The organism is Chitinolyticbacter meiyuanensis, from assembly GCF_008033135.1.
GTDB classification, from domain to species: domain Bacteria; phylum Pseudomonadota; class Gammaproteobacteria; order Burkholderiales; family Chitinibacteraceae; genus Chitinolyticbacter; species Chitinolyticbacter meiyuanensis.
Genome location: NZ_CP041335.1, coordinates 3,706,997 through 3,732,054, shown reverse-complemented (window position 1 = coordinate 3,732,054; position 25,058 = coordinate 3,706,997). Strand labels below are relative to the sequence as shown.

The 25,058-nt window shown below is 57.7% G+C and carries 37 protein-coding genes and 1 pseudogene; 18 read left to right on the top strand and 20 right to left on the bottom strand.

Annotated elements, in window-relative coordinates; all coding sequences use genetic code 11:
- Positions 1 to 14: 14 nt before the first annotated feature.
- Entirely contained in the window at positions 15 to 446 is a 432-nt protein-coding gene (locus FLM21_RS17820; protein ID WP_148716868.1) for a hypothetical protein, read from the bottom strand.
- Between FLM21_RS17820 and FLM21_RS17815 the strand changes: the two genes are divergently transcribed.
- Positions 445 to 1,032, top strand: a complete 588-nt coding sequence (locus FLM21_RS17815; RefSeq protein ID WP_148716867.1) for a hypothetical protein — start codon at positions 445 to 447, stop codon at positions 1,030 to 1,032. The two genes, FLM21_RS17820 and FLM21_RS17815, sit on opposite strands and share 2 nt — an antisense overlap.
- A gap of 10 nt (positions 1,033 to 1,042) precedes the next feature.
- On the opposite strand, the gene FLM21_RS17810 is transcribed toward FLM21_RS17815, so the two are convergent.
- The 4 genes from FLM21_RS17810 to FLM21_RS20965 form a co-directional block, all read right to left on the bottom strand.
- Entirely contained in the window at positions 1,043 to 1,366 is a 324-nt protein-coding gene (locus FLM21_RS17810; RefSeq protein ID WP_148716866.1) for a hypothetical protein, read from the bottom strand.
- 18 nt (positions 1,367 to 1,384) lie between these two features.
- A complete protein-coding gene (locus tag FLM21_RS17805) occupies positions 1,385 to 1,975 on the bottom strand; it encodes a hypothetical protein (protein ID WP_148716865.1) in 591 nt (196 codons plus the stop codon).
- Positions 1,972 to 2,526 carry a glycoside hydrolase family protein gene (locus tag FLM21_RS20970; RefSeq protein WP_187359972.1) on the bottom strand — a complete coding sequence of 185 codons (555 nt, stop codon included), beginning with the start codon at positions 2,524 to 2,526 and terminating at the stop codon, positions 1,972 to 1,974. The genes FLM21_RS17805 and FLM21_RS20970 overlap by 4 nt, the downstream gene beginning before the upstream one ends.
- Before the next feature lie 92 nt (positions 2,527 to 2,618).
- Positions 2,619 to 3,005: a hypothetical protein gene (locus FLM21_RS20965; protein ID WP_187359971.1), complete on the bottom strand. Its 387-nt coding sequence runs from the start codon at positions 3,003 to 3,005 to the stop codon at positions 2,619 to 2,621.
- A 130-nt stretch (positions 3,006 to 3,135) separates the two neighbouring features.
- Between FLM21_RS20965 and FLM21_RS17795 the strand changes: the two genes are divergently transcribed.
- A complete protein-coding gene (locus tag FLM21_RS17795; RefSeq protein ID WP_148716863.1) occupies positions 3,136 to 4,479 on the top strand; it encodes a hypothetical protein in 1,344 nt (447 codons plus the stop codon).
- Between the two features lie 82 nt (positions 4,480 to 4,561).
- Here the strand turns inward: FLM21_RS17795 and FLM21_RS17790 are convergent, their stop codons facing one another.
- The 3 genes and pseudogenes from FLM21_RS17790 to FLM21_RS21425 all read right to left on the bottom strand — a co-directional run.
- Positions 4,562 to 5,053 (bottom strand): DUF4376 domain-containing protein, encoded by a 492-nt coding sequence (locus FLM21_RS17790; protein ID WP_246120755.1) that lies wholly within the window; start codon positions 5,051 to 5,053, stop codon positions 4,562 to 4,564.
- A 51-nt stretch (positions 5,054 to 5,104) separates the two neighbouring features.
- Positions 5,105 to 6,136 (bottom strand): IS3 family transposase, encoded by a 1,032-nt coding sequence (locus FLM21_RS17785; protein WP_246120753.1) that lies wholly within the window; start codon positions 6,134 to 6,136, stop codon positions 5,105 to 5,107.
- Positions 6,064 to 6,213: pseudogene (locus tag FLM21_RS21425) on the bottom strand (transposase); the annotation flags it as partial. The pseudogene FLM21_RS21425 and the gene FLM21_RS17785, both read right to left, overlap by 73 nt.
- A gap of 98 nt (positions 6,214 to 6,311) precedes the next feature.
- Between FLM21_RS21425 and FLM21_RS17780 the strand changes: the two are divergent.
- Positions 6,312 to 6,761 (top strand): hypothetical protein, encoded by a 450-nt coding sequence (locus tag FLM21_RS17780; RefSeq protein WP_148716861.1) that lies wholly within the window; start codon positions 6,312 to 6,314, stop codon positions 6,759 to 6,761.
- Between the two features lie 57 nt (positions 6,762 to 6,818).
- On the opposite strand, the gene FLM21_RS17775 is transcribed toward FLM21_RS17780, so the two are convergent.
- From FLM21_RS17775 to FLM21_RS17765, 3 genes are all read right to left on the bottom strand, one after another.
- Positions 6,819 to 7,259 (bottom strand): hypothetical protein, encoded by a 441-nt coding sequence (locus tag FLM21_RS17775; RefSeq protein WP_148716860.1) that lies wholly within the window; start codon positions 7,257 to 7,259, stop codon positions 6,819 to 6,821.
- A gap of 67 nt (positions 7,260 to 7,326) precedes the next feature.
- Positions 7,327 to 7,926: a replication protein P gene (locus FLM21_RS17770; RefSeq protein ID WP_148716859.1), complete on the bottom strand. Its 600-nt coding sequence runs from the start codon at positions 7,924 to 7,926 to the stop codon at positions 7,327 to 7,329.
- Positions 7,889 to 8,785, bottom strand: coding sequence for a hypothetical protein (locus FLM21_RS17765; protein ID WP_148716858.1), 897 nt, complete (start codon positions 8,783 to 8,785; stop codon positions 7,889 to 7,891). The genes FLM21_RS17770 and FLM21_RS17765 overlap by 38 nt, the downstream gene beginning before the upstream one ends.
- A 27-nt stretch (positions 8,786 to 8,812) precedes the next feature.
- On the opposite strand from FLM21_RS17765, the gene FLM21_RS17760 reads away from it, so the two are divergent.
- Entirely contained in the window at positions 8,813 to 9,469 is a 657-nt protein-coding gene (locus tag FLM21_RS17760; RefSeq protein ID WP_148716857.1) for a hypothetical protein, read from the top strand.
- On the opposite strand, the gene FLM21_RS17755 is transcribed toward FLM21_RS17760, so the two are convergent.
- Positions 9,462 to 9,761, bottom strand: coding sequence for a hypothetical protein (locus tag FLM21_RS17755; RefSeq protein WP_148716856.1), 300 nt, complete (start codon positions 9,759 to 9,761; stop codon positions 9,462 to 9,464). The two genes, FLM21_RS17760 and FLM21_RS17755, sit on opposite strands and share 8 nt — an antisense overlap.
- On the bottom strand, positions 9,754 to 10,437 hold the full coding sequence (locus FLM21_RS17750; protein WP_148716855.1) for a toxin YdaT family protein: 684 nt from the start codon (positions 10,435 to 10,437) through the stop codon (positions 9,754 to 9,756). Before FLM21_RS17750 ends, FLM21_RS17755 begins: the two co-directional genes overlap by 8 nt.
- A 29-nt stretch (positions 10,438 to 10,466) precedes the next feature.
- Here FLM21_RS17750 and FLM21_RS17745 point away from each other — a divergent pair, with 29 nt between their 5' ends.
- Complete coding sequence (locus FLM21_RS17745; RefSeq protein WP_148716854.1) at positions 10,467 to 10,715, top strand: hypothetical protein; 249 nt, start codon at positions 10,467 to 10,469, stop codon at positions 10,713 to 10,715.
- Between the two features lie 226 nt (positions 10,716 to 10,941).
- Here FLM21_RS17745 and FLM21_RS17740 read toward each other — a convergent pair whose 3' ends face one another.
- Entirely contained in the window at positions 10,942 to 11,229 is a 288-nt protein-coding gene (locus FLM21_RS17740) for a hypothetical protein (RefSeq protein ID WP_148716853.1), read from the bottom strand.
- 40 nt (positions 11,230 to 11,269) lie between these two features.
- A complete protein-coding gene (locus FLM21_RS17735) occupies positions 11,270 to 11,473 on the bottom strand; it encodes a helix-turn-helix domain-containing protein (protein ID WP_148716852.1) in 204 nt (67 codons plus the stop codon).
- Between the two features lie 105 nt (positions 11,474 to 11,578).
- Here FLM21_RS17735 and FLM21_RS17730 point away from each other — a divergent pair, with 105 nt between their 5' ends.
- From FLM21_RS17730 to FLM21_RS17715, 4 genes are all read left to right on the top strand, one after another.
- Positions 11,579 to 12,346 (top strand): S24 family peptidase, encoded by a 768-nt coding sequence (locus FLM21_RS17730; protein ID WP_148716851.1) that lies wholly within the window; start codon positions 11,579 to 11,581, stop codon positions 12,344 to 12,346.
- A 90-nt stretch (positions 12,347 to 12,436) separates the two neighbouring features.
- Positions 12,437 to 12,886 carry a hypothetical protein gene (locus tag FLM21_RS17725; protein WP_148716850.1) on the top strand — a complete coding sequence of 150 codons (450 nt, stop codon included), beginning with the start codon at positions 12,437 to 12,439 and terminating at the stop codon, positions 12,884 to 12,886.
- On the top strand, positions 12,870 to 13,316 hold the full coding sequence (locus FLM21_RS17720) for a helix-turn-helix domain-containing protein (protein ID WP_187359970.1): 447 nt from the start codon (positions 12,870 to 12,872) through the stop codon (positions 13,314 to 13,316). Before FLM21_RS17725 ends, FLM21_RS17720 begins: the two co-directional genes overlap by 17 nt.
- Positions 13,306 to 13,758, top strand: a complete 453-nt coding sequence (locus FLM21_RS17715) for a hypothetical protein (RefSeq protein ID WP_148716848.1) — start codon at positions 13,306 to 13,308, stop codon at positions 13,756 to 13,758. Before FLM21_RS17720 ends, FLM21_RS17715 begins: the two co-directional genes overlap by 11 nt.
- 646 nt (positions 13,759 to 14,404) lie before the next feature.
- On the opposite strand, the gene FLM21_RS17710 is transcribed toward FLM21_RS17715, so the two are convergent.
- Positions 14,405 to 16,324, bottom strand: coding sequence for an AAA family ATPase (locus tag FLM21_RS17710; protein ID WP_148716847.1), 1,920 nt, complete (start codon positions 16,322 to 16,324; stop codon positions 14,405 to 14,407).
- 435 nt (positions 16,325 to 16,759) lie between these two features.
- Between FLM21_RS17710 and FLM21_RS17705 the strand changes: the two genes are divergently transcribed.
- Genes FLM21_RS17705 through FLM21_RS17675 form a run of 7 tightly spaced genes read left to right on the top strand, consistent with a single transcriptional unit; the run spans position 16,760 to position 20,331 of the window.
- Complete coding sequence (locus tag FLM21_RS17705; protein ID WP_148716846.1) at positions 16,760 to 16,948, top strand: hypothetical protein; 189 nt, start codon at positions 16,760 to 16,762, stop codon at positions 16,946 to 16,948.
- On the top strand, positions 16,939 to 17,334 hold the full coding sequence (locus tag FLM21_RS17700; protein WP_148716845.1) for a hypothetical protein: 396 nt from the start codon (positions 16,939 to 16,941) through the stop codon (positions 17,332 to 17,334). Before FLM21_RS17705 ends, FLM21_RS17700 begins: the two co-directional genes overlap by 10 nt.
- Positions 17,312 to 17,653: a hypothetical protein gene (locus FLM21_RS17695; RefSeq protein WP_148716844.1), complete on the top strand. Its 342-nt coding sequence runs from the start codon at positions 17,312 to 17,314 to the stop codon at positions 17,651 to 17,653. Before FLM21_RS17700 ends, FLM21_RS17695 begins: the two co-directional genes overlap by 23 nt.
- Positions 17,654 to 17,655: 2 nt before the next feature.
- Positions 17,656 to 18,333, top strand: a complete 678-nt coding sequence (locus tag FLM21_RS17690) for a nucleoside/nucleotide kinase family protein (protein WP_148716843.1) — start codon at positions 17,656 to 17,658, stop codon at positions 18,331 to 18,333.
- Positions 18,330 to 19,055 (top strand): hypothetical protein, encoded by a 726-nt coding sequence (locus FLM21_RS17685; protein ID WP_148716842.1) that lies wholly within the window; start codon positions 18,330 to 18,332, stop codon positions 19,053 to 19,055. The genes FLM21_RS17690 and FLM21_RS17685 overlap by 4 nt, the downstream gene beginning before the upstream one ends.
- Complete coding sequence (locus FLM21_RS17680) at positions 19,052 to 19,993, top strand: DNA cytosine methyltransferase (RefSeq protein ID WP_148716841.1); 942 nt, start codon at positions 19,052 to 19,054, stop codon at positions 19,991 to 19,993. The genes FLM21_RS17685 and FLM21_RS17680 overlap by 4 nt, the downstream gene beginning before the upstream one ends.
- Positions 19,990 to 20,331, top strand: a complete 342-nt coding sequence (locus FLM21_RS17675; RefSeq protein ID WP_148716840.1) for a helix-turn-helix transcriptional regulator — start codon at positions 19,990 to 19,992, stop codon at positions 20,329 to 20,331. The genes FLM21_RS17680 and FLM21_RS17675 overlap by 4 nt, the downstream gene beginning before the upstream one ends.
- 30 nt (positions 20,332 to 20,361) lie before the next feature.
- Here the strand turns inward: FLM21_RS17675 and FLM21_RS17670 are convergent, their stop codons facing one another.
- The 3 genes from FLM21_RS17670 to FLM21_RS17660 all read right to left on the bottom strand — a co-directional run bounded on the left by FLM21_RS17670 (position 20,362) and on the right by FLM21_RS17660 (position 22,302).
- Positions 20,362 to 21,360, bottom strand: coding sequence for a tyrosine-type recombinase/integrase (locus FLM21_RS17670; protein ID WP_148716839.1), 999 nt, complete (start codon positions 21,358 to 21,360; stop codon positions 20,362 to 20,364).
- 211 nt (positions 21,361 to 21,571) lie between these two features.
- Entirely contained in the window at positions 21,572 to 22,012 is a 441-nt protein-coding gene (locus tag FLM21_RS17665; RefSeq protein ID WP_148716838.1) for a PRC-barrel domain-containing protein, read from the bottom strand.
- Positions 22,013 to 22,092: 80 nt separating this feature from the next.
- On the bottom strand, positions 22,093 to 22,302 hold the full coding sequence (locus tag FLM21_RS17660; RefSeq protein WP_148716837.1) for a ChaB family protein: 210 nt from the start codon (positions 22,300 to 22,302) through the stop codon (positions 22,093 to 22,095).
- A gap of 419 nt (positions 22,303 to 22,721) precedes the next feature.
- On the opposite strand from FLM21_RS17660, the gene FLM21_RS17655 reads away from it, so the two are divergent.
- Positions 22,722 to 23,312: a recombinase family protein gene (locus tag FLM21_RS17655; protein ID WP_148716836.1), complete on the top strand. Its 591-nt coding sequence runs from the start codon at positions 22,722 to 22,724 to the stop codon at positions 23,310 to 23,312.
- A 20-nt stretch (positions 23,313 to 23,332) separates the two neighbouring features.
- On the opposite strand, the gene FLM21_RS17650 is transcribed toward FLM21_RS17655, so the two are convergent.
- Positions 23,333 to 23,944 (bottom strand): DUF2726 domain-containing protein, encoded by a 612-nt coding sequence (locus tag FLM21_RS17650; protein WP_148716835.1) that lies wholly within the window; start codon positions 23,942 to 23,944, stop codon positions 23,333 to 23,335.
- 285 nt (positions 23,945 to 24,229) lie between these two features.
- Here FLM21_RS17650 and FLM21_RS17645 point away from each other — a divergent pair, with 285 nt between their 5' ends.
- Positions 24,230 to 25,048 carry a DNA-binding protein gene (locus FLM21_RS17645; RefSeq protein ID WP_148716834.1) on the top strand — a complete coding sequence of 273 codons (819 nt, stop codon included), beginning with the start codon at positions 24,230 to 24,232 and terminating at the stop codon, positions 25,046 to 25,048.
- Positions 25,049 to 25,058 lie beyond the last annotated feature (10 nt).

The following is a 25,058-nucleotide window of genomic DNA, read 5'->3' as shown; positions in this document are numbered from 1 at the left end:
TGGGTGGGGGAAGGTCAGACCACATCACCAGCGGCAACCTGCCCGTGAAAGCTGGACCCAGACGCAACGCCAAACTGGAACTGTTCAAGCGCCGATGCGCCCCCCCAGTTGATTTCCATCTGAAACCAGTCGCCGTCAGGGTCGGGGACCATAGACCCCACACACGTAGCAAGCGGCGTGGCGGGGTTACCGACGCGGGCCAGGGCGTAGCCAGGCGGAACCACGCCGCTAACCCCGGTACCGCCGCCGCTGACAGCCACCGGCACACCAGCGAACACCGACATGCCAACAGGCAGCAGGTTGCCGCTGTAGCCGTCGCCAACGCCCTCGCGAGGACTAAAACTACGGACGATCTTCGGGAACCAGTCTTGAATGACCGGCGCTGCGGCCTTGCCGAAGTCGTAGCCTCCTGGACCGATGACGTGGATGCCATCGGTGCCCGTCATGTTGGCCCGCGCGCGGCGCGCCGATGGCGGTGTCACTCAAGTTCACCAACGATCGACGCGTCGGCAGCAGGACCAAGTTGTCCGTTACCGCCTGCAGCGACTGCAGGCGTCGATCATAGGCGGGGCCACGGTCCTGTCGGGCCTGCGTGTAGTTGCTGCGTGCGGCGGCCTGGGGCGCCGAGGTCAGAAACGCCACCCGCTTGCCGAGCTGGTTGCACAGCACATCGATCATGGTCTGCGAAGCGGCGTAGGACGTATCGACGCTCAAGTCAAAGCCGAAGAAGTCATTCGCGCAGCTCTGCCCACCAAGCAGGATGTCGAATTGATCGGCTTTCGAACCAACGTCACGCCAGAACCGGTCCAGCATCATGGGCCCAGTATTGCCACCAACACCCGCAAAGACCGTGAGTTGAAAGCGGTGGTAGCCGATCAATGCCAGCATCCAGCCAAAAATGGCTTGATCCATGGTCTTGGTATGGCCGCCGGTCAACCAGTGAAAGAGTGCGACGAACGAATCGCCAAAGAGGGCCACGCGCGGGATTCGGCCGGCGGGAAAAGGCGTGCGGCCTCTTTTTGCAGTTGCTAAAAGCGGCATATCACACCCCCGATTGCGTGAGCAGGATGCGGGTAGGCGCACCCGTTACCGGGTTGACCAATTCAGCCAGCAACAACCGATACGGCCGCGTGATGGAGTCCGACGCAGTCAGCGGCACCGCTGGCGTCGCTGTGCCGGATACGGCCAGGGTGCCGAGCGGCACCAGGCCGATGCCGTCATTGCTGCCGTAAAAGTTGAGTGTCACGCTCACCGCCCCGTCGCCGGTAACGGTCAACTGCAGCTCGGTGATGCCGTTGCGCCAGCCCACACGGGGCACGAAGTACGGCGACCGGCCAGGGACCAAGCTGTCCCAAACGATGTTCATGTCTTGCATTTGTGCCCCCTAGAATTTCCAGCCGAGCCGGGCACGCGCGACCACGTCGCCGCCGCCGCCTTGCTCCAGATCGAGCCCGACCCGGACCCGGCTCATATCCCGCTCAGCCCACACGCCCCAGCGTTGCGCGGTGCTGTAGCTAACCCCGACCGCCCAAGCCCGCTCAGGCGGCGGCAATGGCGCCGGATCGATCGGCACGTCGAGCGCGCTGATCACTTGGCCATCTGGGCTACTGGCGACCACCCGGCGGCCGCCATCCACTTGCACCAGGCTCAGATCAACCGTGACGGGCGGGCACTCGCAGCGCACGCTGCCGTCCGGTGCCACGGTCGGTGCCGGCTGTTTGGTTGGCCTGACGGTGACGGACACCCGGCGCTCTTCTTGGCTGCCGCGGGGCAGCACATGAGGCGGCGGGGATGGCGAGGGATCGGGCGAACGCTCGGCGACCATGCTGCCGTCGCGCTGCACCTGCCTGGCGGCCGGCGCCGTGTTTTCGGGTACCGGGGTGTCGTCGGCGCCGAGCAGGTAGCCGACCCAGCCCGCCAGGGACAGGATCACGGCCGCACCAACGGCCCCCAGGATGATTTGCAGGCGGCTCATAGCGACACCCCCAGCCTTACCAAGGTGCGGCGCTCGGCATCGGTCAACCGGCCTTCGCAGATGCGGCGCTCGTCGGCGCGCCGGTTGGCCAGGCCTTGCACATAGCGCAGTTCGGGGCTGCCGTCGGACAGGCGCTTGCCGGTCTTGATGAAGCTCCAGGCCGGCCGACCGTAGTCGTTCGTCTGCAACGCCCGGCAGGCATTGCGCCAGTCGCCCCGTTGCGCATAGCGCGTGGCCGCCGAGGCGCATTCGGCTTGGCTGCCGATGTTGTAGGCGCGGATCAGGAAGGCAGCGCCATGCTGCGGCAGATAGCCAGGAGGCTGGCGCAGGCAAAGCGACACTTCGTCCCACTTGGCGCGCAATTCGCGCGCCAGCATCTCGTTGCATTGCTGATCGGTGTATCGCTGGCCAGCGCGGATGTGTTTACCGGTCTGGCCGTAGCACGCTGTCGGAATGCCGGCGATATCCAGATAGGCGACGTGCTCGCCGGTCGCCTTGTCTTTGTGCTCGCCTTCCCACAGCTTCACTGTCGGTGCGGCCAAATTCAGCACTGCCGCTGCAAAGGCCGCACTGGCTACGGTAGCAACGGCCGCACTGATCCGCACCTGACCGCGCTGCAAAATACCCCACCACGATCGAGCGATCACAGGCCACCCCCAAGGCTGCGGAAGGCGACCCACAAGCCCAACGCAGCAGCGCCGAGCGTGCAGCCCCAGCGAATCACGTCGCCGGCTATACGCATCACGCGGATGGTGCCTTTCAGGTTGCCGAAGCTCTCCACCAGCTCGCGCAGCTCGGCCAGGATTTCCCGGACCTCGGCAACGGTCTGGCCGTGGGCGGCCTGTTGTTGACGCAGTGTGTCCTGCGCTTTCTTGATTTCCGCGAACTCGCCCGCACCAGAATCCAGGCGGCGGTCGGTGGTGTCCTGACGCTTTTCCAAGGCGTCTTGGCGCTTTTCCATCTGCTGGAATTGCTCCCAGGTGGGATATGGCGTCGAATGCTTCGTTGGCATTTCAGTAGGGGCGGGCACGGTACGCTCCAAAAGAAAAAGCCCGCAATGCGGGCAAAGGTTGAATTCAGTGATTTGAGTCAGAAAACATGCAGATTGCTTTTTTTACGCTTTGGGCTAAGTTCCTTTAATCAACGTCAAGGAGATGGTCATGAATGATGGGGGAAATCGTGAACAGCAAGCAAAGCGAAAACGTAGTTTTGCCGATAGTTCCTCGTATAAAGTGACGAAGCCTGCCGAGCAATCATCCCCAGGCCGGAATACGCATCCTGATCAGGATCGAGTGCTAAGTGGGTCATTCCGTGACCGCCTCATCATGTCGGGGAATTCGCAAGGAACAACGCCTAAGCCAAGAAGGCAAGCGAAGCAGACCCTAAAGAAGGGATACGCTCCGTTAACATTTGTTTCCAGTGCTACATCAAGCAGCGGCCCGTTAAATCTCCCACCGTTCAAAGCTCCTAAGTCGATTGCAAGTTCCAGTACGAGTGGCCAATATCAGCCTAAGCCAAGTGGACAAGGGAATAGCTCTTCAAAGAATGCCTTTCCGAGCTATGCGCCTAAGAGCACGAGCAAAATTGTTCGGCCGACTTTTCAACCACTCCAAATCCAATCTGACCCTATATCTACTTCGACGGGTCTTGGGGGCGGACTTGGCATGCCGAAGCCAAGCTCATCTAATTCTTCGTTTCAACAGCCCACTTCTTCGAGTTCGCCATATCATTTTCCGGTAATCGACACTGCTAAAAAAACCACGGGACAAAAGCCCAATACAAACTGGTCAAGCATTCCCACTCCCAATCAAGCCAGTACGAGCTTCGCTAGCATTGCACAGCCAGTAGACTCGTCCGCTCAAACCGCTGAAAAACGCTTGCGAACGCTACCGAAGGCGGAAGGAATTTGGGAAAAAATTGAGAAGCGAAGTGCACAGACAGGGCATGATGCCAACCAACAGCGATTGCTCAGTGCAATGAAAGAAGCGAAAGCGAATTTCGATAGGGATGCACATGACTCCTCGCTACAAAAAGGATGGAAAAATGAAGCAAGACAGTATTATTCCTACTATAAAAAATATTCGAAAATGACGCAGGAGCAAAAAAAGAGTCGAGCATATTATCCGCAAGTCGGGCTCGGTGATTATGCAAACAAGACCAAGGGGCGAAAGCCTGACATGCTCAAGTTGGTAAGAAAGGAAAATGGAGAAATTAAGCGAACGATGTTGGAGTTTAAATCCGGCGGTTTGACGACGGATGCACAAACGCAGGTGAAAGACACCCTCAAAATGCTCCGCTCCCCAACGGCAGGATATTCAACAACACCAAGCGTGAAGGGATCTTTCAAAAGCGTAACAAATCTCGGAAATATGTCATACAAGGTTGTGTTTGCAGAACATACGAAGGGCGGCAATGTTCATGAAGGTATGAGAGCCGATTTGGATAATGAATCAAAAGGCAGCCTAAAGGTAGGCTTTGCCTTTAGTGGCGTGCACAAAAAGTAAAGATGTAAACAAAGCAAAACGCTGGACGCATACATACAATAAAAATATCCCCGCCGAAGCGGGGCCATATTGCATAACATAATCACCAGCCAGGTACAAAAGCCTGCATTGCTTCGGCAGTCATGGCGGCGATGTCTGCCTCCATCTGCAGCCGGCGCTGATAGATCAACGCCCCGCGCGAGACGCAGGCCTGCCAGAGCGCCTGCAGCCCGGGAAGATCCATGGGCACCGCATTGCGGTTAGCGTCGATCCATTGGTTGCCCGGCACCAAGGCAGCCAAAAGGGAATCGCGAATGTCCTGCAGCGCTTCTGGCGTTGTGAGCCAGCGCCGGCCGGCATGGTCGATTCCCGCGGCGCGCTCCGACGCCTCCCAAGCGGGAAGCAGCAGCATTGCGCTGGCACGTCGCTCTTCGATAGTCGGGCCAGGCCGATCAACCAGGATAGGCAGCCCGCCGGGTCCGGGCTGCATCTCTTTCTCAGGCGAGCGGGTAAGCACCACTTCGGCGAATAGCTCATCGCTGATTGGCTTGCCATCCTCCGGCCAAGCGTCATTGGCCAAGTAGTCGGCAATCAACGCGATCGCGTAGCAGGTGCGACGTCACCCCCTCATGAATAGCATTTCGCTTTAGAGTCCGGCCCCCGATATTACCGGTTTCTTCCTCGCTAGCTGCCGGGCATAGGCCGATGGCGTCAGCCCGCCCAACGCCTTCTTCGGCCGCTCCTCGTTGTATTCCCGTCGCCAGGCTTCGATCACCACCCGCGCATGCGCCAAGCTGGTGAACCAGTGCTCGTTCAGACATTCGTCCCGCAGCCGGCCATTGAATGATTCGATGTAAGCGTTCTGGTTCGGTTTGCCCGGTTCAATCTGCCGCAGCGTGATGCCGCGCCGGTACGCCCAGTGCAGCATCGCTCGACCGCAGAACTCCTTGCCGTTGTCAGTGCGAATCACCTGCGGCAAGCCGCGTGAGACCGCTAATCGATCCAGTTGCCGCGTCAGAATTTCGCCACTGATGGCTCGCTCCGGGATCACCGCAATGGCTTCATGCGTGGCATCGTCGACAACGGTCAGGCATTTGATCACTCGTCCTTCGGCCGTGCGATCAAACACGAAGTCCATCGACCAGACCGCATTGGCGACCTGCGGCCGGATCAGCGGCTGCCGCTCCGATGGCGGCACCTTCTTGCGCTTGCGTCGCCGCACTTGCAGCCCGGCCAGTGCATATAGCCGTTCTACCCGCTTGTGGTTCACTGCCCAGCCGCTCTGGCGCAGCTTCAGATAGATCATCCCTGCACCGTAGCGACGATGGCGCTGCGCCAGTTCGACGATCCGCTGCCGTAACATGCCGTTCCGATCCGGCTTGGGCCGGTAGCGCAAGGCGCTCGGACTCATTCGGGCGATGCGCAACGCCCAGCGCTCACTCAGACCCCGTCCGGCGAGGAACCGCACCAGCTCGCGTCGCGTTGGTGCGGTCACCACTTTTTTTGCAGTGCTTCCTTGATGACCTCGTTTTCGAGCATCGAATTGGCCAGCATGCGCTTGAGCCGAGCATTCTCGGCCTCGAGTTCCTTGAGCCGCTTGGCGTCGGAGACGCTCATGCAGCCGAACTTGCTGCGCCAGAGATAGTAACTGGCTTCGGAGAAACCGTGCCGGCGGCACAGTTCCTTGATGGGCAAGCCCGCTTCGGCCTCGCGCAGGAAGCCGATGATTTGTTCTTCGGAAAAGCGTTTCTTCACGTCCAGTCTCCTTGATGGAAGGGATTGGACTCTAAAGCTGCGTGCTACTCAAACTTGGGGGGACGTCGTACGCTCAAAAGCCAAGAGAGGCATTCATTGTGCTGACCTTTTTTGTGGTTGCCGCACTATTCCAACCTTCATTTGTCGCGGGGCTGGGGAAAGCGGCGCTGAACATCCTGAATCGAGGTGGCGGTACTCGCATCAGCTACTGCTTCAAAGAAGCCCCTCCGAAAGAACTGCTGTCGGTAATGGGGCCATGCAACTGCACAAAACCGCTGTATGTGACGCTCGACCTTGGCGACAAGGTGAACATCTCGCTGACTTCCGAACTGCTAAGTGATCGCGCCTTCGGCGTGACCGAGTTCAGCACAGAATCCGTTTCCAGTCGTTCGGTGGTCCGCAATGGCAAGCTTGACAAGAGTTTCACACCGCTCTTCCCGGGCGGCGAGCTGATTGATCGTTCGTTTGCCGCTGTCTATTCGTCTTGCTTGCTCAACGTCGTGAAGAACCCGTTTGGGCCGGACCAAGCACCAGCTGCGCAGCGCTAACAGCGGGCAACAAAAAACCCCAGGCATCGCTGCGCTGGGGTTGTTGCTTCGTTTCTGCTAGACGTGCGATGCCACCCTTTCCCGGGTGGACACGCGCCGAAGCGGATTCGAATTGTTGAGCGAAAGATAGCGGATCATTTTCGTTGGTGTCAAACGCAGTTCCGACCAGCGGGCCCCAAACACCCCGACCGCATGGTTCACATGGGTCTGGTAATCGGCCATAGGCAGGCGCAGCTGCCGGCAAACGCGGGCAGGGTGCGCCTTGAACACGAAATGCTTGCGCAGCAGCTCGCGAAAACTCTCCTGCATCACCGACACCACCGCCTCCACCCGCATCGCGCTTTCCTCATCCACCGTGGCCGGGCGCGATGCACCGCCGGCATTCAAGCGTTCCTCTGGCGACATGTACAGGTTTGGCATACCGCCACCGCTCGCCAACGTCCAAGACCATTTTGCCCAGTTGTCCAACAGCTTCACCACTTCCACATCGTTTTGCATCTTCGCCCCCGATTTTCCATCCGAGAGGGCCACCTAGCCCGGTCGTGCCGGGCTTTATTGTGTTTGTTCAGGAGCGCAGCCCCAGCTGCTGCCGCAACCCCTGCAATGCCGAAAGTCCCACTTCCGTGCGCTCATGCCGATACACCGGCTTGGGCAGCTTCGCGGGCACAGGCGAGCACACCCCACTCAACCGCGCCGACAGCAACCGCACCCAGCGCGCCTTGCTTGCCTTCCACGTCGTCAGCCGCAGCGCCTGCATGCCGAAATCCACTGCCGCCCAGTAGATCGCCGGATGGCTCCACACATCCTCGTCAAAGTTCATCGCCCCAGCCTGCAGCTGCGCCTCCATAAAGGCCGACTCCATGTCCGGCAATCCTTTGCACATCGCCACGAACTCCGGCAGCGTCGGCGGGTAAACCTCATCGCCCATCTGCCGCCGCAGTTGCTCCAAGCCGTTCTTCACCATCGCGAACGTCACCATCTCATCGTGCAGGCCGGCCGCCCACTCCCGGCACCAGTTCTCCACCGCCTGCTCGTCCGGAAAGCGGCTGCGCCACTGCCCGCTGAAGATCCCATCCAATCGGTTCCACAGCTCGCGAATCGGCACGATGCGTTCCGTGCCAGTTCGCTTAGTCCACGCGTTGGGCGCTACCGACAATGCAGTCATCGTCCCGTCCTCCAAACAGCGAATCCAGATGCGCCCCCGGGTTAAACCGCCCAGCGCGTTGACCACTTCCACTACGGCCTGCATGCAGCCTCACCACATTGCCAGCGGTTTTGGCGATCTCGCGCATGATCGGCAGCAGGTACATCACCCCAACCCGTTCGCCGGGCTTGCGCTGCAGCGCCGTGGCAGCCGCAGCCAGCCAATCCGCATTGCTGCGATCCACCAGCGCCAGCACTTCCGCACGGCGCATCAGCGCCGGTGTCGCTTCGATGCCCTCGGCTCGCAGCAACTTGCACAGAGCCACCTCCCTCGGCAGCGCAGCCCCAGCCTCGCGCGCGCCATTCACTACTGGTGGTGCATCAGCTGCTGCTAGATCGGAGAGAGGGTTTTTTCCCCGATTAACCGATATTTGCCTGTCCTCATTGCCCATCATTTGCCCATCATCTGGCGCAAACCCAGCACTGGCGTGGCTTCCGCTTGGCGGAGTGCCTTTGCCCATCATTTGCCCATCCTCCTGCGGACGAGCGAGGGCGCGATCGGCCAGAACCAGCAAAACTTGCAGGCGCATCTCGTCTTTGGATTGCAGCGAATACCGCTTCACCAGACCTACGCGCACCAGCTCGTCGATCAGCCCCCGTATCACCTTCGGGCTGGGCAAAAAGGCCTCACGCTTGGACCCACGCGGCGGCCGCCACGCCAGGCGCACAGCCAGCCCACCGTTGCTCACCGGTGACGATACGCCCACCAACCCCGTGCGGATGTCCATGGCAGGCCGCAAGCCAAGCGTGTAAACACGGCCAGCATCGGCTGACGCTTCAAGCAACGCCGCTTGCTCAGCTTCATTGAGTAGAATATTCATATTGAATCACTGCGAACCTGGACTCACATGACAAAGCAACTGTTATCGATGCATCAAACTGATGTAGTGGCATCCATATCCATCGGTTTTATTTTCGCAACGCTTGCTTGGGTTATTAAAATCCAGCAACCAATAAAATATGAACTCGGATCGCTCGGGGAGTGGGTTGGCGGCCTAGGAACTATTTTTGCTTTTTTCTTGACATGGCGCATTGCGAACAAAGGTCGAAGCGAAGCGCTCAAACGGGATCTGGAAAAGGAGAGAAATGATCTTCTCGTAATGCTGGTAACGCTCGAACACCATATTGAAAACATGTTATTCCTTGGGCGCCTCATCAAGCGCGTCTCAAAATTCAACAACCCACTGGATGCTCAAAATCAGTTAAACAGCCTACTTGCGCTCGTAAGGCTTAATAGCTCCCTGTTGTATTACAAAAAATGGACCGTTGAGCAGAGATACACCATTAATGATCCGGCACTTTTAGGGCAGTTTTTCATGTTTCAAAAGGACATGGAGCTATTCATGGAGAACCTTTTGTCTGCGGCAACCAACGACCAAGCATTCAAGCATATCCCAAATGTGGCAGACCGTTTTTCGATACTTAACTATATATTTGATGGTATTGAACAGAACTTTAGCGATTTCAAATTGAACACCAACACATATTTGGCAAAGCTTAATTAGAAATCCGAGGCAACAGCACCACATCGAACACCAGCGCATCGCTGCGATCGTCCACCACTCCAGCGAATGCCAGATTGCAGATCACCCGCACCAGCTCCTGGTGCTGCAGCGGCCGCATCAAGCTGGCGACGGGGCCGATCTGGCCCACCAGTATCGTCAGCGTCTCCCGGCGTGGCCCGACCACCTTGCCCCACGAGCTCAACCGCGCCAGCGCCACATACACGCGCACGCCCAAGCCATCCACCTGGGCACGCTTCAAGGCCAGCGCCTCGGCCGCCATGATTTCAGTCATGCCCCACCCCCATCCGCACCAGATCGGCATGTAATAGGCGCTGCGCATCGGCATGCGCCGCGCTCGCCTCACTGATTTCCGCCAAGGCCGCCCGCGCCTGATCGGCGCTCGGCTGCGGCGTTGCCAGATAGCCCGCCAGTGCACTGATGGCCTCGCTACCTTCCTTGATGCCCGTAGCCAGCACCGCCGCCCGGCCCGCAGCCGAATCCCCATCACCCACCAGCGACACCGCCAGGCCGGTGCCATCCAGCAGCGCCTGCGCGCAGCTCACCCGCAAATCAGGTGGTAGCGCCAGCAGCACCGAGGGCAGCAGGTTGGCCGGCAGCAGCGTGCTGTCCTTCGTCACGTCGTCCAGCCAGCGCGCCAGGCGCTCGCTGTTGGTTTTCATCGCCCGCAGCGGATCACCGCCGGCTTGAAACGTGTGCACATCACCCGTCGCAGACACGTGCACCTCCACCACATGCTGCGCCAGCGAAGCGAACTTCCAGCCACGCAGATTCATCAGCGCATGTAAAGCGTCGCGTGCCGCACCAATCACTGTTTTGTGTGGCTCATGCCGCATGATTTCCGTCTCCAACAGGCCTACAGTGCAGTTGCCGCAGCGCCATGCGCCGCAGCGGAAGAAAAAGCCGGGCGGCAAGGCCCGGAAAAGCATGCGGCGGATGGAAAACCGCAAGCCCAGTGAACCGAATTCAAGGAAAACCAATGCCCACCGAAGCAGAACTGCTCGCCAATCTCACCTTCAAGGAAGAAGGCATCGAAACGGAACGGCGCATCTTCTACACCTTGTGCGGCCATGAACCCGCCATCACCACCGAAGAAAAGCAGCGGCAGCAGTTGCTTCAGCTACACCGCACCACCAAGCTACTCGCCCTGTTCGGCGCTCACCTCGTCGAAACCGGGCAGATCACCCACGGCCAGCTCGACAGCATGCTGCTGGAGATAGCGCGCTAGCTGAGCCAGCAGTAACTGGGCGCGCTCATCGAAGCCCTCGCGGCAGGGATACGTCCGCCACGGATCGATCCCGAACGCGCGGTAGTCATTGATTCCGAGCCCACCACCGCCCCGCAGAGAGCGGGCGATGAGCGCGATGGCCTGATGCACCGGCGTAGACGAGAAATCTGGGTTGAGAGGGGTTTGCATAGCGCCTCCTGAGTGGCGGGAACAGAAAAATCCAAACTCATCGCTCGATTGAAGGAAATCCCGGCTGATGCTTTGAAACACCTGACCACATCCCTGATTGATCGGGCGTTGGACCAGACGCCGGCCGCATTTCAGTTAATTCGAACAGCACTTGGCCTTTAGCCACGGTGATCGGCGAGAAGTGCAGCCAGCCAACTGGTGCGCCCTCGTTGTTCACCAGCGCCAGCCAGAAGGCGCCACCCGCTTCTTCGCGGGCCATGAGCAGGCGATCTTTGGTACGGTCGAACGACTCAAACCAGCAAGCGGGGCAGGGCAGTGGGCTCATGCGGCCTCCTGCTGGTGTTGGTCTGGCGATCGTTCGTGCATCAATCGGAGCAAAGCATCACGGCCCACAAATCCGGCCGCAGCTCGGCAAGCGTCAGACGCGGCTCCTTTGCGACAAGCTCGCGGCAAAGCTTTGGGCTTGGCTGCCGGATACCGGCGGCGCACTGATACAGGTACACGCGGCTTTTGCCGACCTCGTCGGCCAGGCCGTTGCGCTCAGCAACAGTGAGCTCGGACAGCTTCATGGATTCGCCTCATCGCGTAGATGAGCGAAGATTAGCAATGAGCACAATAAATGGCAATAGCAACGTGCTTATCGCATAACGTATAGCAACTTGCTACAAAGTGATATGACCGTAGAAGAAATACGTCTGCAGAACCTGCTCGCACTCGTCGCTGACTTCGGCAGTGCCGCCGAAGTCGCACGCCGTGCTGATACGTCCGCTTCTTACCTCAGCCAGATCATCACGCGCGTACCTTCACGCACCGGGAAGGCTCGGGACGTCGGCGCCAAGCTGGCCCGAAAGCTGGAAGCCGCCTGCGGCAAACACGAAGGGTGGCTGGATGTAGCGCATACAGGGGAAATCCAGAGCTCAAACGCCCCCGTCAAGCCGCAATCTTTCGCGCCGTCAAACGTTAGCAAAGCACCCCCACGGCCAGTCACTACTTGGGATAACGAAGACGAGCTGGACCCGGCCAACTATGTATTCATCCCCCGGTTGAATGTGCAAGCCGCCTGCGGCACCGCCGGAAAGGTGATGTGGGAGATTGACGAGAAAGGCCAGCGCAACGCTTTCCGCCGGGGCTGGGCCGAGCGCATAGGCATCAATCCGGCCAGCTGCGCCACCATCGTCGCCGAAGGCGACAGCATGGAAGAGCGCATCCACGAAGGTGACAGCCTGGTAGTGGACTGCAGCCAGAAGACCATCCTGCATGACAAGATTTACGCGCTATGCTGGCGCGGTGAGTTCTACGTGAAGCAGCTCAAGAAGCTCTCTGGCGGCGGGCTGCAGCTCTACTCCACCAACCGCAACCGCGACGACATCGACATCGCCCCCGACCACCTGGACGAGCTGGAGATCATCGGCCGGGTGATCGCGGTGAGTGGAGCGCTGTGAAACCATGTATCGCAGCCGACCGGTAGAGTTCCGTCAAAACTACGCGTTGACGCTTGATAACTTAGAAGTTATCTTAAAGTGGAGTGCGATGTGACGGTCCTGTTCGTCTGTAAGAGTGTGCAACAGTGCCTTGAAAACTTACGGCAACGGGACATCAACGCACATGGCCGCGCGTTTGCACTTTTGCGCGAACTGAAATTGTCGAAGGGCCTCCTTGAAGATTTTTGTATTCATGGAGACTTGGACATCAACGAGTTCACTTTTGGCAACACCACCAGGCTTATTGTCTTTAGAGACAATGGCAATAGGAATATCTGGAGGCTAAAATTATGGACCACGGATGCAAACGGCAATGAACGACTTGAACCATTCAGGTTCATTTATGGCATTTTCCCTGCAGGACAGCACCGAAGAGAACAGGAAGTTGCGATTTTAGCGATACCTTATCGTTCCAAGATCGACGAGGAGCGTAGTTACGACTACCAGCTCGACGACCCTCTCTCTGAGCGCATTCAAAATGACTATGACAATCAGCTCTAATACTTGCGAGCTGCGCGACTTCTCGTTGAAAAGTCGCCCAACCGTGATCACACGACAGCTTCAGGTTTATGAGGCTGTGAAAATTGATGCCCATGGCGAGCTCGACCTGGACAGCTATTTTGATGAGGCTTCCAGGGCTGACCCACGTGTCGCAGCCTCGGTTAGCGAAGGCACCAAATGGGTGGAGAAAAGCTTTTTTTCCGGCCAGCCGGATTCAATCGCCCGTCTACGCATGAGGGCAGGTCTGTCTCAACGCGAGTTGGCGGCACGCCTCGGCACCTCACAACCGTACTTGGCCAAACTGGAAAAGTGCGAGGGCAATTTAACTGTCGAAACTATGTTCAAATTAGCAGACTCGCTGAATGTGCAATACGAGGTAATCGCCGCCATTGCTGGCAACACATACAAACGAGCGCAAAATGCAGCTTAATCGTCAATTCCACGCTATTTTTTGCGATGACATTCGGCATGAGCAAAACGGCAAAACAACGTTAGTCGGTGTTTACAATGCGTACATGTACGTTTCTGCCTTCCCGATCAAGATCGGTCAACTTTGCGTAAATTTTTATTTTCGCACACCGCTCACCAATCCCTTTACCGACGATAGTTCAATCATTGTTCGAAAGGGCAATGAGGAGCTTTACAAGGCAACGGTACACGCCACGAATCTCCAACAAGGCTTTGATGCCGTGATTCGTGATGAGCACACCTCACAAGAACTAGCCGGTGGTTTTTTCATTCACGATCTAGTACTTGAAGGGGAAACAGTACTCGAAGTGATCGCCGAATCGAGCGGTGTATCGCATTTTGGCGGAAAGTTATGGATTAAGGATATGTCCGAAGCAGAAGCCCCGGATTCGTTCCCAATGTGAGCCTCCACTGTCAGAATTTGGATTGTCAGCTATTCTTACCCCTGCATGACTACATCATCAGGGGTATTTTTATGCGCATCGCTTAACGTACGCTGCAGCCTTACTCGTACGCACCCTCATCAGCTGCCCCGATCTCCAGTCCACAGTCATCCCTGGCGACCAAGCCGAATGGGAAACCGACCTCGCCCCAGCCATGAAGAAACTGTCCGATGAGGACAAGCGCCTTCCCGCTGATACCCCCTTCGCACACAGCCCGCCACCTCGGCGGGCTTTTTGTTGCACAATAAAATTAGCAACGTGCTATTGTATAAATCGTAGCTCGTTGCTAATCTTATCTCACACCGCACTACCGCTCCTTAACAAACCAGCACAACTAACCCCGGCGAACCCTGCATGGATGCGCGCCGACGGACCGCGCTCAACGACAGGGGCGGAACGTCGGCGATGGCACTGGCCACATGCGCAGAGGAAATACACGCCGCCGGGCAGCGCGCGGGCGCGCGCCAATCCGCCCCGAGTCGGCAGGCCACCGTAACGAGGCCTGCGACCCGCTGCCGGTCACGATCGGCAGCACTTCACAGTTGGTTCGCGTAAGGCAGCTTCGGTGAAAAACGAGCTCACAGACGGCGGGCTTTATTAAAGCCGACTAGCCAGCTTGTAGCTCTTGGAATGTTTTCAGGAATCCTGAAGGTATTAGGCCGGGCACATCATTGAGCACTCGAGTAACAATCGCGACTGGTACCCCGCCCGATTTATTCTTATACCTGTTCGTCCATAGAAATTTATTGAGTACGCACGAACAATAGTCGTGCCCATTTGTGTTGCAAAATGCTAGCGGAAGCTTTAATACAACACCGTTTGCATACATAACATCACAGGTTTCTCCGGCTATTAGATGCGGGTGATCCTCGGCAAGAATAGTCAAAATCTTATTGGCAATACTTTGCAATATTTCTCGATTTTCCTGAATATTGAAAATACTCTGCGTCTCGGGCAATCCAAGCACTTCCCAGCCATTTTCTCGATCGTGATACCACAGTAAGCCCACCAATAGGGGGTCGAGAATGAAATTTTCAATGTTGTAACGCTCGCTTCCACCAAGTTGATAATAAGGGTGCGAGGCAGGAGGGTCCGAATCTCTATCTAAGAGCGCTCGAACTTTCTTATTGCCACCGTCAATTAGCTCGGAAACGATGTGCTTGATCCGGTCTTTGCCTCCATCCCCCTTTCCCGCCGACATGAATGAAAGCGAAATGTTGGGGTTGAGTTTGCCGCGTAATCGGGAATACAGACCCTCTAGAATGGCAACGTCTGATTCATCTTCAACAAAGACTTGACGTCGATTTTCGTAATCTACACTTAGCGTAGGTACACCGTCGAGCAACAGTTGCAGCGCCTCATCCTTGGTGGCTTTAAATATCCGCTCACCTTCTTTCTTCATGACGTAGATCGAATCCTCCGGCGAGAGGGCCACAGTTGTTGGAGAGTGCGTGGTGAGGATTATTGGCAGCCCATGTTCAATATGTAGCTGCTCGTATAAGAACAAGACTACCTTCTTCGCCATGGCCGGGTGCAGCGGGGCATCAATTTCATCCAGCAATAGTACGCTTGGCAATGTGACTTCCGATTTTTTGTATTTCAAATGATAGTCACAAAGTGCTAGCGACACCAATAGAGATTCTCCTGACGAAAGCTCAGAGAACGGTACGGTATTTTCTGTCGCTATGTCGACAAGTGCGGTGGTGTAGGGAAGCCGATCATATTCGTGGGGAGGAGAAAATCGGAAACCCAAACCAAAATCGCGTAGGTGGTCGTTTATCACTTCCCATGGTGATGGTCCGTGACGATCTATAAATGCCGCTAAACTTATAGGCCGCCTTCCATAGTTTTGGGTTGAATGAAGAAAATCGGAGAAATTTCTGGAAATTAATGCGTCGCGATAATTGGTAAATAGCGTTGCAATGTCGTGGTGAAGAAGTGTTTTTCGATTGGTATCTAGGGGGTAGTAGTTAACTATGTCTTCAAGTTCAAGCTCGAACAGGCCTTTGCCTGCGCGATTTGCAACTCCTGCCAAGCGTTGAAACTGGATATTCTGGTCTGGGGCAAGGCCCGCTCGGAAGTGGGCGAAAAAAGCCTCGCGTAACGACGTCAATTTAGTTTTTAAAGGTAGGTCGAGTTTATTGATGCTTAAATCAAAATCCTCTTGGGGTAAATTGAGGTAAACCTTTGTGTTGATTCCAAGATCGCAAATTTCCTTATTGAATTGAGTCAATTGGTTTGTTGCGTTATCTACACAAAATTGATAGTTGGACCAGTGGCCCTCTAAGGTGGTTTTGTTTATGTTGCCGTTAATGTTCTCTTGGTGTGGTGGCAGTATTGAATAAGCTCTGGCATGCAAAGCATGGACCATGTGCTGTTGGTTTATCAGGATCTTGTTTTTAGTTATTGCATCGATAAGCTGACTTTTGCCAGTGCCGTTTTTCCCAGTCAGTACTATGAAGTCGGGAAGGTCGGAGGTGTTGATTGTTTTTAATGATTTAAATGGCTCTAGTAAATTTAGCCGCATTGCTGGAATCCTATTGGGGTGGCGTGATTGGTGGGGGCTGTTATTCAAATTGATAAGCTAGATTGCTACTGAATTAGTAAATGCTTTTTGTCTTTGAAGCGCTCCGGCCAAGTGAGCGCTTTCTTTTTGACGATTTTTGAGGAAGAGCTATGAATATTATTCCAAACGACAATTGGGTCGCCTTGGCGCGATGCTGCTTTAGCGTCAATGTACTCACATTGCAGCACATTTGTTCAACTTGTTGCGACATTGCCTGCAAGCCCACAAATCCAAAAATTCTTCGATATAGCCCGGTTCCGTACCGATTGCAACCCGTCGCGCTCCATCAAGCATCCCCGTTTGGCGACAACCCCAATTTCATGCGGGCTCGATTCCAAGTGGAGGTCGGGGCAATTGCTTGTCCTGACTTCGCTTTTGCCACGGCGGCATCCTCATATGACAACTGAACTCTTAAATGTTGTCCTTACCAACAACGGCATCATCGCCGACTTTGATAAGTGCCTGGGCGAGTGGGCCGACCGTGGCTGGCGCATCGTGTCACTGGACCGCATGGGCCACCAGTACCGCGCCACCCGTGCGGCATCGGTGAACGATCCCGAGTTCGAGGTGGCGCCATGCAACTGAGCCCGCTCGATCAGGCCTGCGCCGCATTGGCCACCGCTCCAGAGCCAATTAACGCAGCCGCGCTGAAAGCAGCTTTCGCCGGCTTGGGTCCGGCTGCTCGCCCGTGCCTGGGACTCATGCGCAGCTTCGGCGAGCTGACCAAGGCCACCAGCCCCGGCGAATACCTCCGCACGTTGGCTTTCGGTCTAGACGGCTTGGCAGTTGCGGAGGGCCGAGCAGCCGCGCTCAGGCAGCTGCGCCACGTGGCCGACTTCGCAGACCAGGTGCTCGCGAACGGCACGGACCCACCCGAGCCGACTGCGCCCTACCAGCAATACGACGACTACCACCTGACTCCTCGCACCAAACAGGAACAACCCCAAGATGAAGCCGAAGCTCAAGGGTGACGTGCTCGCCCACAACCTCAAGGTCGCGGCTATTGCCGTCGTGACCACGCTGCTGCAGCTGATGGTGCTTGTCGGCACCATCAAATACGGCATCGCCAACGAAGCGTTCGCAACCACGATGGCTTACTACCTTGCCACCTTGGTGGTACTGGTATGCATTTACCTCATTCAGATCGCCTGGCTTACCTCACTGGCCGCACGAGCGCCGCTATCCGCCCGGATCAAATGGAGCTACCGCTACGGGCATGCACGAGCCATGGGCTTCACCCGCCTTGCTTCGGCCTTCGTGGCCACGCGCGACTACTGGATGGGGGCTTGATCATGCCCCGCATCCTGATCGGACTTACAGGCCAGAAGGGCGCAGGCAAGGACACCTCCGCCATGGCGCTGCTCGACCACGGCTTCATCGCGCTGGCCTTCGCCGACGCACTGCGCGAAGAAGTGTGCTTTGCCTTCGGCATCCAGCCCGTGATGCTCACCGCGCGGGCGAGCAAGGAAGAGCCGAACGCCATGCTGGCTTTCGGCCGCTGCCGCGCTCCCGATTTTGTGCAATCCGTCAGTCGCACTTTGCCCAGCGCAGACGTCTATCGCTCGCGCGATCGTTCCGAGCAATGGCTGGCCAACCCACAAAGCGCCCGTCGCATCCTGCAGCTGTGGGGCGACTGGCGCCGCAGCCAGAACCCGCACTATTTCATCGACCGCATGCAGGATCGGCTAGATGTGATGCCCGGCCGGAACGTGGTCATCACCGATATCCGTTGCAATCCCGAGCCGCACCGGTTGGTCGAGCCGCAATTCGTGCTGCACCAGGGCGGCGAGGTCTGGAACATCCACCGCCCAGGCTTGGCCACGGGCGATAGCCACATCACCGAGCAGCCCATACCGCAACACCTGATCGAGCGAATCATCCTCAACGACGGCACCGTGCCCGAGCTGCACGGACGCATCCTGATCGCGCTGCAGCACACCCAGACCAAGCGGGCGGGGGTGATGGCATGAAAGAGCGCCCCATTCTGATGAGCGCGCCGATGGTGCTCGCCATCCTGGCCGGCACCAAGAAGCAGACACGGCGGACAGTGAAGCCCCAGCCTTACCAATCTGAGTACGAGCCGGCATTGCTGCATTACGACGATGTGCTGAAAGCGCCTTGGGTTGGTACGGATGGCGTGAAGGTGCCAAAGGGCACGCACTATCACGCAACGACCACGACCGAGGGATTCGCGAAACGCTGCCCCTATGGACAGCCCGGCGACCGGTTATGGGTACGCGAGAGCCTGCAGTACGACTCAGAGTACGGCCACCTCTACGCTGCCGGCGGCCAGCATGGTCAGACCGTCTACCTTTGCTCGCTATTTGACGACGAGGACGCGCAGACCGGCTACAGCTATGACGGACTGCTGCCGGAGCGTTCGGTACCGAGCATCCACCTTCCACGCCGGTACAGCCGACTCCTGCTGGAGATCACGGCAGTGCGCGTTGAGCGACTGCAGTCGATCAGCGAAGCGGACGCGGTCGCCGAGGGAATTGAGCGCGCTAACGACTTCTTCAATTGCCCATGCTGGAAAAGCTATACGAAGGGCGAAGAGCAAGCCGTCGTATTCCCCGACGATCCGATCGGCAGTTATCACTCGCTATGGGAATCCATCAACGGTCCCGACAGCTGGGCCGCAAACCCGTGGGTGTGGGTGGTTGAGTTTAAGCGGCTGGAGGTGGACCAATGATCGCCATTTCCGCGATAGACCTGTTGTGCGGCGCCGGCGGATTCACAGAAGGCGCACGGCGCGCTAAGCGTGCGTCGGTGCATGTCGTATGGGCAGCAAACCACAAACAGGCCTGCGTCGATACGCACAAAGCCAACCATCCCGAAACGCAGCACGAATGCCAGGATATTCATCAGGCCAACTGGCACGAGGTGCCGGCGCATGACTTATGCTTGGCAGCGCCTTGCTGCCAAGGCCACAGCCCGGCCAGAGGCAAGGCCAACGGCAACCCGCAGCATGACGCCAGCCGGTCGACGGCTTGGGCACCGGTATCTGCCATTGAGGTGTGCCGGCCACGCCTCGGGGCGCTGATCGAGAACGTGCCTGAGTTCATGCAATGGCGCTTGTACCCAGCATGGGTTGCCGCCATGAACTCGCTGGGCTTGGCTGTCTCGCCTCATGTGGTCGACTTGGCCGACTTGGGCGTACCGCAGCACCGGCGCCGCCTGTTCATCGCACTGACTCGCAGTAAGCACCCGATCAAGCTGCGGTTGCCACAGCACAGTCATGTGCCAGCCTCGTCGTTCCTCCGGCTCGATGAAGGCGCATGGAGCCCCATCGAGAAGCCGGGGCGCTCGAACGCTACCCTGCGGCGAGTAGCGCGTGGCCGTGCCGAGTTCGGCGACACGTTTCTGATGCCGTACTACAGCAGCGGCTCTGGTCTGACCGGACGGAGCATTGATCGACCGATCGGCACTATCACCACCCGCGACCGCTGGGCCATCGTGAAGGGCGACCAGATGCGCATGCTATCTGTACCAGAGGCCCGCGACGCAATGACCTTTGGGCAGGACTACAAGCTGCCGAGTCAACGACGCTTGGCCATGGAGATGCTGGGCAATGCGATCCCACCCGAGGGCGCCGCGAAGGTGATCGACGCATTCTTGGAGGCGGCATGACGGATGCAATGCTTCAAAAGCTCGACCAACTGATCGCCGCAACCAAGGCCGCAAGCATCCCTTATGAATCGCGCTGGCTGGATGCGGACGGGGTAGGGGCGATGCTCTGCTATTCGGGCAGGCAGGTGCTGGAAACGATCGCTTGCCGGCCTGAGTTTCCGAAGCCGTTGCGGGTAAATGGTTCCGGGCATCCGCGTTGGCTGGCCAGCGAAGTTCAGCGCTGGGCCGACGACGAGCGCAAGCGCCCGACGCGCATCTCGCCGGTGGCCAGCAACGATGACGAAGCCCAAGCAGTTAGCGGCAGAAAGAAGCCAGGGCCAAGACGTAAGCACCAGTAGAAAGGGGCGAGATTTTCTCGCCCCTTTTTTTCAATCCAGCTGTGCCGCGATCTCGGTCGCCGTCGCGTTGTAGTAGATCATCAAGCTTTTAAGGTCACGGTGCCCGACCATCCGCGCTAGTTCGAGCACGCCCAGCTTTTTCGCCAGCCGCGTCAACGCCTCGTGGCGGCTGTCGTGAAAGTGCAGATCAGCGATCACAGCCTGTTCACGTGCCCTGCGCCACAACACATCAAGCGTGGCGGGGGTGACTTGCAACGCAGGTTCGGGCATCCGGTCCAGCAGCTGGAAAAGCGCGATTGCCGCCCGTGACAAAGGCACGTTGCGGCGGTCCCCGTTCTTGGTCTGCTGCAAGGTGACGTAGCGTCCGGACAGGTTGATCCGGTCCCAGGTCAGCCCGCATAGCTCGCTGGCACGCATGGCTGTTTCAAGCGCTAGCAGGAAAGCCACGGCAACATACTGGCTCTTGGACTTGGGGCGCTCGCCGCGAATGTAGCCGAGCGCTAGGCACATGCGCTCGATCTCGTCGTCGCTGATACGTCGGTCGCGAGGCGGGGGGTTACTTGGCCGGCGCACATCAGATAGCTGGTGCGAGTCGATCCACTGCCATTCACGGCGAGCAATTTCCAACACCGAATGCACAAGGTTCATCTCGCGGTTCACCGTCGCAGGGCCAACTTCTGTTAAGCGTCGGTCACGCCAAGCAGCCCAGTCGGCCGCGGTAATCGAATGCAACGGCTGGTCCAAAAAAGGGAAGAACGGTTCCGGCTTGCGGCGCTGGAATGCGCGCAGTCGAGTGAGCTCCCAACGAGCACCGCGCTTGCCTGGGCTCACCTCGTTGCCATAGCGTTCGAAGGCATCGGCTAACGTGCGATCAGTGACAATGCCGTTTTCCCCGGCCAGTATCTCGGCCTCGCGCTGCGTCGCCCAGGCCACCGCCTCGGCCTTGGTATCGAACGTGCCTGAGTCACGAACCCCCTTGCGGGCAACTTCGGCGCGCCAGCCGGACGAGCGCTTACGGTATGTGGCCATGGCGTAAATTTGGCGTAGAGACAGCCGGGAATTTACGCCAATAACGGGGTAAACGCGATGGGAAGCGATCGCAGAATGCGCTTGAAAGTGGCGTGTGCGTTGGGTTTACGGCGAGAGCAGGGGAAAGCAGGTGTATGCGAAGATTCCTGCCGCCGGCACCAAGATAAAAACGGATCTCCTCGGAGATCCGTTTTTTTCGTTCAGTGGCTGCTTAGTGCCAGTACGGCTCGGTCTGGTAGTAGCGGTGCACTTCGTCTGCCCAGCTCGGATCGGCCATGCTCGGCCAATGATCCTTGTCGAAGCCAGGGGCATTCTTTAGTTTGTCTTCGCTGATGTTCAGCACGAACTGCTTCTCGTCGGTATCGAGCGTCAGCGCCTGCCAAGGAATGGCAAACAGCTTGTTGCCCATGCCGAGGAAGCCACCGAACGACAGCACAGCATAGGCGATACGGCCGCGCTGAACGTCCAGCATGATGCCCTTAATGTGCCCGAGGTCGTCGCCAGCCGGATTGACCACATCGTTGCCTTCCAGCGTATCGGCCAGCATCAGGTTCGGGCCGGGGCCGGCTGCCGTATCAAAGGTGTCCTGGCTGCCCACGATACGGGCGCCGCCTTGCTGCTGGTTGGAGTAGGTGCCGGATTGGTTTTGCATGATGAACTCCTTTGCTGTGTCGATGATTGCCACGATGGCGTTGATGCCGGTTGAACCGGTCTCCTGGGTTTGCACACCCGTCAGTCCGACTTGGTGTGCCACGCTCCGCTTTTCTCGTTCTTCTCGTACTTTTGCTTTACCGCTGCCCACGCAACGCGATGGGCACGCGATTCGTCGTGGTGATACTCATCCCAAGCGCTGTTGAATGCCGCGCGGTAGATTTCCTGAGCATGCTTGGGCAGATGGTCGCGTACGCCATCTGGCAACTGCTTCAACGAGGAGTAGGGCATGGTTACCTCCTGCGCGAGCTAGCGCTTCGTTGAACGAATGAAGCCATGATCGCGAAACGGCGTGGCTAGCGGGATCGGTGATTGACCGAAGCATGCGTCGGTCTGGTCCTACGTCCCGCTGCCAAATGGCTATGCGATTCCGTATTAGGAGGATTCCGCTGGAAAGGAATTTGCCGTTGCGGATAAGAAACCAATGGATTCGTGTTGCGCGGAAATCATTCAGGCAGGCGCTAGCCCAATTGGTGTGTCGCTTGTGGCGATAGCGTTGATACGCATTTTGGGAGTTGTAGTTCGGGCACTACAAAATAGGTTTGGCGGAAGCGGTCGATTTCGATCGTTTTACGTCTATGTCGCTTACACTACCGTTCGTCGGAATTGGTTCTACAATGGGTATTCCATACAACGACGACTGAGAAGGCATGCTGATCGGTTACGCCCGAGTCTCAACCAAAGAGCAGGAAACCCACCTACAACTCGACGCACTGGCGGCCGCTGGGTGCGACGTGATCCACCAAGAGAAGCGCTCCGGCAAGGAGCTTTCCAAGCGGCCAGTCCTCAACAGCATCCTCTCTGGAATCGGTCCCGGCGATACGCTCGTTATCCTCAAGCTAGACCGCATGGCCCGATCACTCAAAGACCTGCTGACCATCATCGAGATGATCAAGCAAAGCGGCGCCGACTTCCGTTCCCTCTCTGAGAGCATCGACACCTCGACACCGATGGGGCGGATGATGACGCACGTCGTCGGTGCGTTTGCCCAGTTCGAGCGCGAGTTGATATCAGAGCGCACCCGCATGGGCATACAAGCTGCAGTAGCCAGAGGCTCTAAGCCCGGCCGGCCACGGGGAATGTCCGCAGAGGACGAAGCAGAAGCGGTACGCCTTTGGCACGGTGGCATGGTAACCAACAAGAGCGAGTTGGCCAGGCGCTACGGCGTGCACATCAGCAGCATCAAACGCGCAATCAGCAGGGCAGAAGCTACAGCCCAAGCCGAACTGTTCGAAGCTTAGCCAGCTTAAAGGAATACGGCCTAGGGGCTCGCTTTGGCCTCATGCTTCACAACCTGCTCAGCTGATGCCTTAGACGCGAAGGCTTGCCGCAACAGCTCCACTGGCGGGGGCTGCTTGACCCTCAGCGTCTTAATGCCTGCCTGCTTCAAGAAGCCATCGCGCTCAGCGTCTTTGGTTTCTTTTCCCTTGTGCGAACTGTCGTCCAATTCGATCACCGCGATAACGGAAAAGTCTTTGCGGCACAGGACGAAATCGGCTGTTTTCTGGCTGATACGCCGGAAAAGCTGGAGGTTCTGGCTGCGGTTACCGCCCTTGGCCGAAACGAGCTGTGAGAACGACACCTGAGACAAGACGACGTGCTCAGGGAAGGCTTCAACCAAGCGCCAGTACATGGGTTGTTCACGCTCAGTCAGTACCGCTTTAGCTTGCAGATTCGAGGGCGAGATGCCGCTACCTATTGTTCCACCGCCCTCGTCTTTGCCTACCTTGCCCTTCAAAACCGTCACGCCAACACCAACAACGACAATTAACAGCACAACGAACAGTAGCGATCCCATAACACCCCCAGCTGGCAAACGTTTGCAAGCTATCAGCTTGGCGGGGTGGCACTCAAGCGGCAGCGTGTCGCCCATGCCCTAGCCGGGGATTGACCCGGCTACCCTCGGAACCCAAGACCGAGGGCAGGGGGCAGCATGGGCTCTATATCCACCTTTGCGGGGCCAACGCCGCTCGGCTTGCAGTAACAGCCGGGGTGGGGGTGCGCCCGTATCGGGGCAATATCATATCGTATCGTAGCATTTACGTATCATACCGTTCGTCAGATATCATATCATATCAATACGTATCGCATTGATATCGTATCGTATCGTTGCTATGATATGTATGTATCAGGGTGATACGTATTCGGGGATATCGAGATGGCACGGACGGGATTGAGTTTCGAGCAGGTCGAGGCAGCAGCTAAGCGTGTCCAGGCGCGCGGGGAGCGCATCACACTACGATCGGTGAGGGCGGAGCTGGGGGAAGGGTCGCTAACAACCATCCAGCGCCACCTGGCTGATTTTCAGGGCAGCGGGAAGCGTCAGACAGCCAACAAGGTGGACGCAGCACTTGAGCTGCCAGAGAAGATCGTGGAGGCCATCCTAGGCGAGATCGAGGCGGCGAGATCCGCAGCCATTGAGGAGCTGCAGACCGAGCTCGCAGATCTGCAAGCCGATCGCGATAGCCTGGCAGCCGAGGTGGACCGATTGACCGAGGCACTTAACGAGGCAAATGAGGAACGCGCACAAGCCAAGGGCGAAGTCATCGCAATGGGTCGCACCCTAGCCCAATACACCCTGGATTGCAGCGTGGAGATAGAGAAGGTACGCAAAGACCTTGGCGGAAAACTAGAGCTTGAGCGCGAGGCACGCCACAAGGCCGAGATTCGCGCCACCGAACAAGCAGGCCTGGCGCAGCGTATGCAGGACGTCGCTTGCGAGCTACGCGAGCAGCTGGCCAAGCTCGATGGTAAAGCGCCAGGCGCAAAAGCATCGAGCACGCCCACTGCCGCAAAAACACTTGGTGTTTCGACATCGAGAAAAACACCTGGTCAACTGTTCATCAATCCCAAAGACGCGTCGCAGACCTGGACAGGGAAAGGGAAGCGACCGCAGTGGGTATCCGACTGGCTCGACCAGGGCGGGACGATAGTCCAGTTGATGGCAGACGGCGGCAACGAGGTCGGCAACGGTTAAAAGCAAAGCC

Coding starts and splice junctions, on each gene's coding strand:
- FLM21_RS17815 (WP_148716867.1), top strand. CDS start 445: ATGTTGGCCCGCGCGCGGCGCGCCGATGGCGGTGTCACTCAAGTTCAC.
- FLM21_RS17820 (WP_148716868.1), bottom strand. CDS start 446: ATGACGGGCACCGATGGCATCCACGTCATCGGTCCAGGAGGCTACGAC.
- FLM21_RS17810 (WP_148716866.1), bottom strand. CDS start 1,366: ATGAACATCGTTTGGGACAGCTTGGTCCCTGGCCGGTCGCCGTACTTC.
- FLM21_RS17805 (WP_148716865.1), bottom strand. CDS start 1,975: ATGAGCCGCCTGCAAATCATCCTGGGGGCCGTTGGTGCGGCCGTGATC.
- FLM21_RS17795 (WP_148716863.1), top strand. CDS start 3,136: ATGAATGATGGGGGAAATCGTGAACAGCAAGCAAAGCGAAAACGTAGT.
- FLM21_RS17775 (WP_148716860.1), bottom strand. CDS start 7,259: ATGCAAAACGATGTGGAAGTGGTGAAGCTGTTGGACAACTGGGCAAAA.
- FLM21_RS17770 (WP_148716859.1), bottom strand. CDS start 7,926: ATGACTGCATTGTCGGTAGCGCCCAACGCGTGGACTAAGCGAACTGGC.
- FLM21_RS17765 (WP_148716858.1), bottom strand. CDS start 8,785: ATGAATATTCTACTCAATGAAGCTGAGCAAGCGGCGTTGCTTGAAGCG.
- FLM21_RS17760 (WP_148716857.1), top strand. CDS start 8,813: ATGACAAAGCAACTGTTATCGATGCATCAAACTGATGTAGTGGCATCC.
- FLM21_RS17755 (WP_148716856.1), bottom strand. CDS start 9,761: ATGACTGAAATCATGGCGGCCGAGGCGCTGGCCTTGAAGCGTGCCCAG.
- FLM21_RS17745 (WP_148716854.1), top strand. CDS start 10,467: ATGCCCACCGAAGCAGAACTGCTCGCCAATCTCACCTTCAAGGAAGAA.
- FLM21_RS17740 (WP_148716853.1), bottom strand. CDS start 11,229: ATGAGCCCACTGCCCTGCCCCGCTTGCTGGTTTGAGTCGTTCGACCGT.
- FLM21_RS17735 (WP_148716852.1), bottom strand. CDS start 11,473: ATGAAGCTGTCCGAGCTCACTGTTGCTGAGCGCAACGGCCTGGCCGAC.
- FLM21_RS17730 (WP_148716851.1), top strand. CDS start 11,579: ATGACCGTAGAAGAAATACGTCTGCAGAACCTGCTCGCACTCGTCGCT.
- FLM21_RS17720 (WP_187359970.1), top strand. CDS start 12,870: ATGACAATCAGCTCTAATACTTGCGAGCTGCGCGACTTCTCGTTGAAA.
- FLM21_RS17715 (WP_148716848.1), top strand. CDS start 13,306: ATGCAGCTTAATCGTCAATTCCACGCTATTTTTTGCGATGACATTCGG.
- FLM21_RS17710 (WP_148716847.1), bottom strand. CDS start 16,324: ATGCGGCTAAATTTACTAGAGCCATTTAAATCATTAAAAACAATCAAC.
- FLM21_RS17705 (WP_148716846.1), top strand. CDS start 16,760: ATGACAACTGAACTCTTAAATGTTGTCCTTACCAACAACGGCATCATC.
- FLM21_RS17700 (WP_148716845.1), top strand. CDS start 16,939: ATGCAACTGAGCCCGCTCGATCAGGCCTGCGCCGCATTGGCCACCGCT.
- FLM21_RS17695 (WP_148716844.1), top strand. CDS start 17,312: ATGAAGCCGAAGCTCAAGGGTGACGTGCTCGCCCACAACCTCAAGGTC.
- FLM21_RS17690 (WP_148716843.1), top strand. CDS start 17,656: ATGCCCCGCATCCTGATCGGACTTACAGGCCAGAAGGGCGCAGGCAAG.
- FLM21_RS17685 (WP_148716842.1), top strand. CDS start 18,330: ATGAAAGAGCGCCCCATTCTGATGAGCGCGCCGATGGTGCTCGCCATC.
- FLM21_RS17680 (WP_148716841.1), top strand. CDS start 19,052: ATGATCGCCATTTCCGCGATAGACCTGTTGTGCGGCGCCGGCGGATTC.
- FLM21_RS17675 (WP_148716840.1), top strand. CDS start 19,990: ATGACGGATGCAATGCTTCAAAAGCTCGACCAACTGATCGCCGCAACC.
- FLM21_RS17670 (WP_148716839.1), bottom strand. CDS start 21,360: ATGGCCACATACCGTAAGCGCTCGTCCGGCTGGCGCGCCGAAGTTGCC.
- FLM21_RS17665 (WP_148716838.1), bottom strand. CDS start 22,012: ATGCAAAACCAATCCGGCACCTACTCCAACCAGCAGCAAGGCGGCGCC.
- FLM21_RS17660 (WP_148716837.1), bottom strand. CDS start 22,302: ATGCCCTACTCCTCGTTGAAGCAGTTGCCAGATGGCGTACGCGACCAT.
- FLM21_RS17655 (WP_148716836.1), top strand. CDS start 22,722: ATGCTGATCGGTTACGCCCGAGTCTCAACCAAAGAGCAGGAAACCCAC.
- FLM21_RS17650 (WP_148716835.1), bottom strand. CDS start 23,944: ATGGGCGACACGCTGCCGCTTGAGTGCCACCCCGCCAAGCTGATAGCT.
- FLM21_RS17645 (WP_148716834.1), top strand. CDS start 24,230: ATGGCACGGACGGGATTGAGTTTCGAGCAGGTCGAGGCAGCAGCTAAG.